Annotated in this window: 1 pseudogene; it reads right to left on the bottom strand. The window is 36.6% G+C overall.

What is annotated here, in order from left to right:
* Nucleotides 1–879, bottom strand: a pseudogene (gene norC / locus IDG60_RS27725) (multidrug efflux MFS transporter NorC); the annotation flags it as partial.

Here is an 879-nt window from a genome sequence, read left to right as displayed (position 1 = left end):
TATAACCTAAACCTTGTTGCACGAATGTATTCGCTACAATTAATGTACCTGCAACACCGTTTAATAAGAAGTTCGAAATCGTTGCACCTGTATATGGTTTATTTTCAAATAATTTAAAATCAATAAGTGGATTATCTACTTTTTTCTCAACATTTAAGAAAATAAAGAATGCTACAATTACGATTGCAATCAAACCAAAGAACCATAATGATGTGTAACCAAGTGCTGCACCTTTAGTAATGACAACGTTTAAACTTAGCAACATAACTACTAGAACAATTAGCCCTGCAACGTCAAATTTATGTGTATTGGTAATTTCTGATTTCGTTTCAGGCGTCCCTTTGATGAGTAACATTGAAAGTACGGCAACGATAATTGAGAAGATGAAAATCCATCTCCAACCCATAGTTGTCGCAACTGCACCACCGAAGAGTGAACAGATACCACTGCCACCCCAAGAACCGATAGACCAATAACTTAAGGCACGCTGACGTTCAGCACCCTGATAATAAGTTTTCATAATGGCCAATGTGGAAGGCATAATACACGCTGCTGATACACCTTGTATAACACGACCTAAAATTAATAATGCCGGTAAATTCGTAATAATAATTAATGCTGAACCAATAATACTTAACAATAAACCGATATTCGTCATTTTCACGCGCCCAATTTTATCTGCTAGACCACCTGCTCCAACGACAAACATACCTGAAAATAGTGCAGTTAGACTGACCGCTATACTAATTGTCCCCATGTCTGCACCAAAACTTTGTTGTAAATTTGGTACAACATTTACAAGTGATTGTGCAAACAACCAAAATGTAATAACACCTAATACAATACCTAAGATTAACTTGTTGCCCCCGCGATACGTTT

The sequence above is a fragment of the Staphylococcus sp. EG-SA-2 genome (assembly GCF_017152085.1).
Note: the sequence above shows the minus strand (reverse complement) of the source record. Positions and strands in the feature narration are given on the sequence as shown.